At 38.2% G+C, this 9561-nt stretch carries 4 protein-coding genes; all 4 read left to right on the top strand.

The window, feature by feature from the left end; genetic code table 11:
• Positions 1-539: 539 nt before the first annotated feature.
• Genes G7Y39_RS12605 through G7Y39_RS12590 form a run of 4 tightly spaced genes read left to right on the top strand, consistent with a single transcriptional unit; the run spans position 540 to position 9379 of the window.
• The gene (locus G7Y39_RS12605) at positions 540-752 is read left to right on the top strand and encodes a helix-turn-helix transcriptional regulator (RefSeq protein ID WP_165157799.1); all 213 of its coding nucleotides are present in this window, start codon (positions 540-542) and stop codon (positions 750-752) included.
• Positions 753-754: 2 nt separating this feature from the next.
• Positions 755-4009 (top strand): helicase-related protein, encoded by a 3255-nt coding sequence (locus tag G7Y39_RS12600; RefSeq protein ID WP_165157798.1) that lies wholly within the window; start codon positions 755-757, stop codon positions 4007-4009.
• 13 nt (positions 4010-4022) lie between these two features.
• On the top strand, positions 4023-7448 hold the full coding sequence (locus G7Y39_RS13740; RefSeq protein WP_241160054.1) for an N-6 DNA methylase: 3426 nt from the start codon (positions 4023-4025) through the stop codon (positions 7446-7448).
• A 2-nt stretch (positions 7449-7450) separates the two neighbouring features.
• Positions 7451-9379, top strand: a complete 1929-nt coding sequence (locus G7Y39_RS12590; protein WP_165157797.1) for an AAA family ATPase — start codon at positions 7451-7453, stop codon at positions 9377-9379.
• Positions 9380-9561: the final 182 nt, after the last annotated feature.

Here is a 9561-nt window from a genome sequence, read left to right as displayed (position 1 = left end):
GAAAACGTGTCGGCGCGATACGTAAAAACGCTCTTGTTTTCGCCTTAATTCCGGTCTGTGTAAGACGCGATAGTGTGTCGAGGCGCTCCGGCTCGCGGAAGCAGGAGACAGTGGTGGGAAATAACAGTATCTCAACTATTTTTCGTAATTCTGGAAGAATCTTATAACCTCCTTAGAGATAAGAGGTTGGAAAGAATGGCAAAAATTCGGGTAACGAATTGGCAACCGTGCCTATTTCTGCGCTTTGCTGTGAGTTGCTTAACAAAACCTCTCGTCTTGGCGCAAAAATACGAAGAAAAATCCGAAACGCAATTATAATGGCAATAGATTTTTCTCTTATCTCTCAATATATAGCCACAAGGCATAACGTACAAAATAGAGGCATATAATGTCTTTCGTAATACACAGAGAATGGGAAAACGGACAAAAATTCGCCGTTTAAGCCACTTTTTTGAGCATCAAAGGCGTATATCTCAAATATAATTTGTACTTTTGCGTTCAAAGTCAAAGTATTGTAATCCGTCAACAAGCTAAATGATATGGAATCGCGAAAAATCAATAGGATAAAGGTTGCATTAGTTGAGAATGGTAAAACCGGGAAGTGGCTTGCCGAACAAGTCGGAAAGAATGAAGCAACAGTTTCCCGATGGTGTTCTAACCGAATGCAACCCTCCCTTGATATGCTTGTGAGAATTGCAGAACTTTTAAATATTGAAACTAAGGATTTAATAAATACCCGGAAAGAAGTCTGAAAATGGGCACGAACTTTTTTACGAACGAAAAGGATAATACACTCCTTGAAAAGATTGAAGGGGTATTCAAATATAAGCAGGTGCATTTTTTCGATGCGCTTGTCGGCTATTTTCGTGCCTCCGGCTATTTTAAAATCCGCAAATTCATTCAGCAGACGCCACATATACGCATATTGGTAGGTATCAATGTGGATAAACTCACTTATCAGGCAAACCAACAAGGACTTCTCTTTAATCCAAATGCGGAGCAGTCCCAAGAAGAGTTCTTTAATGACATTAAGAAGAATATTCAGGAGGCAAAGTATGATAAGGAGGTTGAGGATGGCATGTATCAGTTTATCGAAGACATCATGTCCGGTCGGATAACCATGCGCATCCATCCCAAGCAAAATATCCATGCCAAGATTTATATATTCCGAGAAGAAGTATACCACCCGCATGGATATGGTTCGGTTATCACAGGATCCAGCAACCTGACCGAAGCCGGACTCGAAAACAATTTTGAGTTCAATGTGGAACTCCGTTATGATGACGACATCCAATTTGCTACTGAAACGTTTGAGAGGTTATGGGAAGAATCAGTTGAAATAGATTTGACCCATATTGAAAAGATTAAAAAAGAATCCTATCTCAATACTGACTTTACCCCTTACGAAATATATCTGAAGTTACTGTTGGAGTATTTTGGGAAGAGCATTGATTTTGACCCGAATTCAATTTCAGACTTGCCTAAGGGATATAAAAAACTTTCGTATCAGGTTGATGCCGTCAATGACGGATATTCCAAGATGATGAAATATAATGGATTCTTCCTATCTGATGTGGTCGGATTGGGAAAGACAGTCGTGGCTGCGCTCATTGCCAAAAGATTCTTCTTTTCCAATGGATTCCCGACCCATAGATCTCATACCCTGATAATCGTTCCGCCTGCTCTGAAAGACGGTTGGATTGAGACATTGGAGACATTCAAACTCGATAATTTTAAGGTAATCACTAACGGAAGTCTACATAAAATCAAGTCGCCGGAGACTTATGACCTAATTATTGTTGATGAGGCTCACAAATTCAGGAGCGACACAGCTTCTATGTACAATGAGTTGCAGAAGTTGTGTAAGACCAAGACGGTTCGTTATGACGGATCTTTGCACGATAAGAAAGTTATTCTTATCTCAGCAACCCCTCTTAATAACAAACCCGAAGACATTGCCAATCTTGTATATCTGTTTCAAGACTCCAAAGACAGTACTTTGGAAGAAGGAAACTTACAACGCTTTTTTCGTGAACAGACCGATAAATACAAGAAACTGAAAAAACTCAAGGATATCAATGAGATTGCAGAAGGTGTTAAGGCTATCTATGAAAAGATTCGGGTAAAAGTAGTGGAACCGCTTACTGTCAGGAGGACTCGTGCAGACTTGATGGGAAATGAAGCATACAGCAAAGATTTGGCAGAACAAGGAATCGTTTTCCCCAAAGTAACAGCTCCTAAAAAGATATACTATCAGCTTGATACGGAATTAGATGCGTTATACGACAGAACCATAGAGGCATTAAGCAAAAGATTACAGTATTTCAGATATCAGGCAATAAAATATCTTGTCAGTGATAAAAAGAAGAAATATCCCAAAGCAGATTTGGTTTCTATCCAATTGGCAGGGATAATGAAAACATTGCTTGTCAAGCGCATCGACAGCAGTTTCGAGGCATTCAAGCAATCTTTGAGACGTTATTATAATGCCAATAAGGTCATGCTTGATATGTTTGAGAAAGGAACAATATACATTGCTCCAAACTTGAATGTCAACGAGCTGCTAATGGCAGATAAGGAAGATGAGCTGATTCATCGGATTGACGAGGCACGGTACACTGACCCCACAATAGAGATTTGCACTCCGGATGATTTTGACTCGGAATTCTTGAAAACTCTTAAACAGGACGGGGAAATCTTGGAAGAACTCGTTACTGCCTGGAACAAAGTAATACAAGACCCCAAGTTAGACGAGTTTATCAGAGTACTCAATGATGAGCTGTTTGATAAAGGTATTAACCACGAGGGCAAATTAGTGGTATTCTCCGAAAGCAAAGAGACCACCGAATATCTTGCTTTTGAACTTAAAAAGAAGGGGATTACTAAGATATTGACCGTTACGAGCGCAAACCGTGGCGAAATGATGAGTGTGCTTAAAGAAAACTTCGATGCCAATTATACCGGAGAAAGGAAAGATGACTATAACATTGTTATCTCCACCGAAGTATTGGCAGAGGGAGTCAATCTGCATCGTGCCAATGTTATTGTCAATTACGACACTCCTTGGAACTCCACAAGGCTTATGCAACGCATTGGTCGTGTAAACCGTATCGGTAGCACGGCATCAGAAGTGCATATATTCAACTTCTTCCCGACTGCCAAGGTTAACAATGATATTGATTTGGAGAAGAAGGCAAAGATGAAATTGTTTGCGTTTCATGCGGCGTTAGGAGAGGACAGCCAGATATACTCCACCGATGAGAATCCCGAAAGTTTTGGATTATTCGATAAAACCATTGATGAGGAGCGTGATGAGAAACTGCGTTATCTGATGTGGCTGCGTAAACTGAAGGCTGACGATCCGGAGTTAATCAAACGTATTGTCAAATTACCTATGAGGGCGAGAGTTGGACGCAAGAATAAGCTTATCCCACGATGCACTATTACGTTTATTCGCAACAAGCGTAGGGATGCGTTCACCTTTATTCGGGAAGACGGCAGCATAGAAGACCTTACTTTCTTAGAAGCGGCAAAAGAATTCGAAGCTCGTGTGGATGAGAAATCCTTGCCGCTTCATGAGCTGCATCATGAGCAGGTGGCAAAAGCCATCGCTGTTTTCAAACAGTCGGAGGAACAGGCAAAGGCCGTCACCAAGAAAGTTAATCCGAGCCAAGGTCCCAATGAAAAGAAGGCAATCGCCTATCTCGACGGTTTCATGTCGATACCGGACATGTCCGAGCAAGAACGGCTATTGATATCAAAAGCCAAACGGGCAATAACGACAGGCAAGTTCCAACAGCTACAGCGCGATGTCAACAAGCTCCAGTCTTCAACAAAAAAAGTTGCGGTCAAGCCTGTTGTGTTATTGGAGCGGCTGATTAATATTATTACCACCTACCCGCTTGAAAATATTGATATCCGTCCGATTGCTTCTGCCGCAACAAATACAGTGAATTATAAAAAAGAGAATACTCCGGAGATTATTATTTCCGAAAGTTTCAGTATCTAATAATAATTGAAACATGAATAAGACGGAATTAAAACATACGTTGCAGTCTACTTTCGATTTCCAAATATGGAAAAGGATTTTTGACGGAATATTCTCAACATCTAATGTCGAATACTTCTCGCAGGAGGTACCCATTGATGCCGCACTCATAAAGAGTGGCGGGCAAGTCGGTACAATCCGCCTTGACGATGGTCGCTCTTTGGCTATCTTCAAGTTTGAGGTTGCCGACAATATAGTCATAGCCCGTAATCGCAGAGGACTACGTGATATTGCAGCCAAGTATGTTGATCAGTCTTTGATTCACGGCGCATTGGTACTGTATTATTCATCCGTTCAAGAGGATTATCGGCTGACGTATGTAGCCAAACAGACGTCGTTCAACAGTGACGGTCAACTCGTAAAGAACGAAACCGCTCCCAAACGCTATACATTTTTATTAGGCCCGAATGAAACGTGTACCACTGCCGCCAACCGATTGTATGAACTGGCAGAAAACAAGCGCAAAAACGGGTCTATGTATCTTGCAGATGTGACAGAAGCATTTTCTGTGGAGCGTCTCAATAAAGAGTTCTTCGACGGGTATAAAAAGCAATACTCCATGTTTCTTGCTACGCTTTCTGACACCAAGCAGAACCGCAATTATGTCAAGAAACTCCTCGGGCGTATTGTATTTCTCCATTTCCTTCAGAAAAAAGGATGGATGGGTGTGCCGGCTTCCCGTTCGGACTGGAGCGACGGCGACAAAAACTATCTTGCCAACCTTGTCGGTAGATATAAAGGGAACGAACGCTTGTTGAGCGATGTTTTGGAGCCGTTATTCTTCAACACCTTGAACGAACCGCGTCCCGAAGATTTGGTTGATCCTATTCTTGGAGAGAATATCAAGATTCCATACCTCAATGGAGGGCTGTTTGACAAGGACAATATAGACAGGCTCGATATTGACTTCCCATACGACTATTTCAAGAATCTGATGGACTTTTTCTCGCAATACAATTTTACCATTGACGAGAACGACCCTGATGATAGCGAAGTCGGTATCGACCCGGAAATGCTCGGTCATATCTTTGAAAATCTTCTGGAAGACAACAAAGACAAAGGAGCATTCTATACACCGAAAGAGATTGTGCAATATATGAGCCGTGAGAGTGTCATCCAATATTTGTTGGAACACACAAAAGATGATTTGTTTCTCGGTCATTTAGGCACACAAATAGCAGACCTTATCAATAGGCAACTGGTATCTGTTGAACTGCAAGATAAAGCAAATGCACAGAGATTATATGATTTGCTTGCAGAGATAAAAGTGTGCGACCCGGCTATTGGTTCCGGTGCGTTTCCTATGGGTGTGCTGAATGTCCTCTATCATACGCGGCATCTGCTACATGCCTTTGCATATCCTAAAAAGGATTTTGTTGCAGAAGAAGAGAAACGCGCCATTATTCAAAACAATATCTTTGGAGTCGATATAGAACAGGGAGCGGTAGATATTGCCCGACTACGCTTTTGGTTGGCTTTGGTGGTTGATGCCGAAAAGCCACAGCCATTGCCTAACCTGGACTACAAAATAATGCAGGGGAATTCTCTGTTGGAGCAGTTCATGGGGTATGATTTGAGTAAGTTATTGCCTATGACAAAAAACGGGAATATTTGCAAATCAGCATTAAAATGCAAAAAGAATGATTTGCAATCAATTATTGTGTTTGACGAAGAGTTGGCATCTTTGGCGGAAATGCGCAGAATTATTCGGCTATATTTTACAGCCAAAGACCATATTCATAAATACAACCTTCAGAAGCAGATAGATACAGCTATTCGGCAGCATATAAAAATATGTGGCGGAAATACTCCATATATAAACGCCTCTGTTGACAACATTGATATGACAAACAAACCGTTTTTCTTGTGGCATCTATACTTTGCAGACGTTTTTGAGAATGGTGGATTTGACATCATCATTGGCAATCCTCCATATATTAAAGAAGGTAGAATGTCAAAGGAATATTTTGAACCATACAAAAACTCTCCTTATTATAAAGGCAAAATGGATATTTGGTATCTGTTCGCAAATATAGGACTTGACTTACTGTCTGAAAATGGGATATTATGTTTTATCGCTACAAATAACTGGACAACAAGCTATGGTGCCGGCAAATTGAGAGATAAGGTAATCAAAGAAACTCGTATTCGACAAATCATTGATTTCGGTGCTGTAATGATGTTTGAAAGCGCAAGTATTCAAACGATGATTATGATGTTCCAAAAAGATAAAGTATCTGATAATTATCCTGTTGACTATAGGAAATTAACCGCATATAAAGCAACGGAGAAAGATGCGGTTGCTATCCTCAATAAAACGACTAACGAAGCAGAATATTATACTCCTATAATTAGAAGAGCAAACTTCATTGGCAAGAACATTACTTTTAGCCAATCTGATGATATTTTAGAAAAGATTCTCAATGTAAAAAACAATATATTTTTGGCAGAACATGAATTAACTAATGGAATACATCCGCATTATGACTTTATAAATAAAAAATTATCCCAAAAATATGGTTTTGATATTGGAGTGGGCATATTTGGATTGTCAAATGCTGAAGTTAATGCTTTAACACTGACTAATAGTGAGGCAAAGTTTATTAAGCCGTATTATAATTCGGCAGATTATGTAAACAGGTATATAGTAGGCCCAACAGATTTAAATTTGATCTACACAACTTCAATATTTAAAAATCCACATAGCATGGATGCATACCCACATCTTAAGGCTCATTTGGATAGATTCAAAAACGTGATCTCATCAGATAATAAGCCATATGGATTGCACCGAGCGAGAGTAGAATCTTTTTTTATTGGCGAAAAAATAGTAGCCCTACGAAAGTGTGCTGGCAAACCTATTTTTGCATATGCAAATGGAGAGAATTATATGTCAGCTACATTTTATGTCATAAAGACAAATAGGGTTAACATGAAATACTTAACAGGTTTGTTAAACTCAAAACTTATAGAGTTTTGGTTGAAAAATAAAGGGAAAATGCAAGGGGCAAATTTTCAATTAGATAAAGAGCCTTTGCAGCAAATTCCTATTGCAGTTCCGTCAGACGAAATGCAAACAATAATTGCAAATTTGGTTGATATAATCAGATTGCTAAATAGTACAAGTGAACAAGCAAGTTATCTTGTTCAAAACTCATATATATCCTCGGAATTTGAGAAATTGATAGATGGCTGTATATATGAAATCTATCTTTCTGAAGAAATGACTGACATTTCTGTAATCACTGTACTCAAAAATTTTATAGAACAACTTAATAATATCAATCTAAACAATATCTGGGATTTGTATCTGAGAATTGAGTCTACGGGTATTATTGAGACGATAAACTCATTATCGTTATCTAAGTCCCCAATATTACGAACTATAGTTTTATCATAAATATGGCTACCATAACTCAAATAGAAATAGATGGTTTTAAGGCTTTTCCGAAGTCATTTTCAATAGATTTTAACGAGGGCAAAAATCTCCTCATTTATGGGGAGAACGGCAGTGGCAAGTCTTCACTCTATTACGCTTTGCATGTGTTATTGCAAAGTGTATTCAAAGAAGACAAAGGTGCTAAGTATTTTAAAACCGGAGATTTTGTTAGTGGCAACTTTGTGGTCGAAGACCAAAATCTAATTAATAAAAGTAGATTTGATGAGGCAAAAGCCAATACATATCAACCATATATACGAATGATATTAGATAATGGTAAGATATGGCAACTTGACCGAGATGGACTCGCTTCCGTGAATGGCGGAGACGAGAGTGATATTAGGATGCTAAATAAAGATTCAGCATTCATTAATCATTCTTATATATCACGATTCCACTCAGCGAGAAACTCTGAAGAAATAGACTTGTGGAATGTTTTTTATAAAGACATTTTACCATTTCATATACCCATAGGGACAACACGGTTTTTAGCTGATCTATACGATGAAATTGTAAGGGATTGTAGTGGAAAAATTGACATGAGGAATAAAGTCCTTCAGGCTAAAATATCCTTATTTAATAAGTCATTAAGTGATTTGATAAGTAGGATTAACACAAAAGTAAATAATATATATAGCAACAATTTCGCGAATGAAGGAGACAAAAATCTTGATATAAAGTTAATATTTTATAGCGACGATAATCCCGATAATACATTGAAAGAACATTTCTATCTTTATTATGGAAATGTTAGACACAATAAAAAAATAGACAGAGTTACTTTATTCACGCCCAAAATAGGGATTGAAATAAAGGAAAACGGAGAGTTAATTTATAAGCCACAATCTCATTTCAACGAAGCAAGACTGACAGCTATTGCATTATCCGTCAGGTTTGCATGTATGACCCCTACAGCTATCACGCCTGGGGCATTCTTCGCACTTGACGATATGCTAATAAGTCTTGACATGAGTAATCGCGCCAAAGTGGTAGATTTTTTACTTGATATTTCAGATAAATACAAAATTTATCTATTCACTCACGATAAAGCGTTTTATGAATATATTTGTAGAGCGATAAAGCAATCTGGAAATCAATCAGAATGGATATATAAAACTATTAGCTATTGTCCTTCAAAAAATGCCCCTATTCTTTTGGATAACTATGGCGACTATATTTCTAAAGCTATACACTTTTATGATATAGGAGATTATGAAACTTCGGCTATTTATGCAAGAAAAGAGTTAGAACAATGTATTGGAGAACTGCTTCCTTACGAATTAAAGGTTAGGGCAGACGGCGGCTTTGTTAGTTTAGAAACATTATGGGCCAAACTAATTAAATTCTATTCTGATAATGGGAAAGCGATAGACAAATCAATGCAGAAATTATTTAATAATTCCAAGTTGCTAATTCTTAATGTATCCGCTCATTATCAAAGACTTTCATTTCCAATCTACAAAATAGAATTAGAGCAAGTTTTTACATTAATCGAGTATATTCATTCTTTAAACAAGATTGAGAAAAAGCTGCTAATTCCTGCAAAAACGCCTTTTGAGTTTCAACATCCGACAAAACCATATTATTGTAGGTTTGAATTAGAATCGGATCTCGTAGTAGAAATCGGAGATCACATAGTCTCTATACTTCCAAAATGTCAAAATCTATTTTGGAAGTATAACGACATTGAATATTATAATTTTAAAACAGGTAAAGAGGATAGGGGAAATCATCTTATTACAGCCAACCCTAAGCTCGTAAATTTTATTCAGAATATGCCAAAAGAGATAAAAGTAACTGAAGATGAGTTTATATCAAATTGTTGGATAAAAGGCAATAGATTAGATGTTTATCTTTGTGGAGTGAAATTTTCTCAAATGGTTAAATCTTAGATTTAATATTATGGGGTTTATCAGCCAATTGAATAACATAACTACTTTGTGCAACTGGAAAAACCGGAGCAGACTGGGACAGTGCGCCGGAGGAGGCTGGGACACTTTTGATGCGGCAAAGTTAATGATTTTTTCTCAGACTATCTCCTTTCAGTTCAAAACGTATGGCAGAGTGCACCATC

The organism is Parabacteroides sp. ZJ-118 (assembly GCF_011038785.1).
Classification (GTDB): domain Bacteria; phylum Bacteroidota; class Bacteroidia; order Bacteroidales; family Tannerellaceae; genus Parabacteroides.
Note: the sequence above shows the minus strand (reverse complement) of the source record. Positions and strands in the feature narration are given on the sequence as shown.

Excerpts from the sequence above, each read along its gene's own strand:
- G7Y39_RS12590 (WP_165157797.1), top strand. The coding sequence starts at position 7,451 with ATGGCTACCATAACTCAAATAGAAATAGATGGTTTTAAGGCTTTTCCG.
- G7Y39_RS12605 (WP_165157799.1), top strand. The coding sequence starts at position 540 with ATGGAATCGCGAAAAATCAATAGGATAAAGGTTGCATTAGTTGAGAAT.
- G7Y39_RS13740 (WP_241160054.1), top strand. The coding sequence starts at position 4,023 with ATGAATAAGACGGAATTAAAACATACGTTGCAGTCTACTTTCGATTTC.
- G7Y39_RS12600 (WP_165157798.1), top strand. The coding sequence starts at position 755 with ATGGGCACGAACTTTTTTACGAACGAAAAGGATAATACACTCCTTGAA.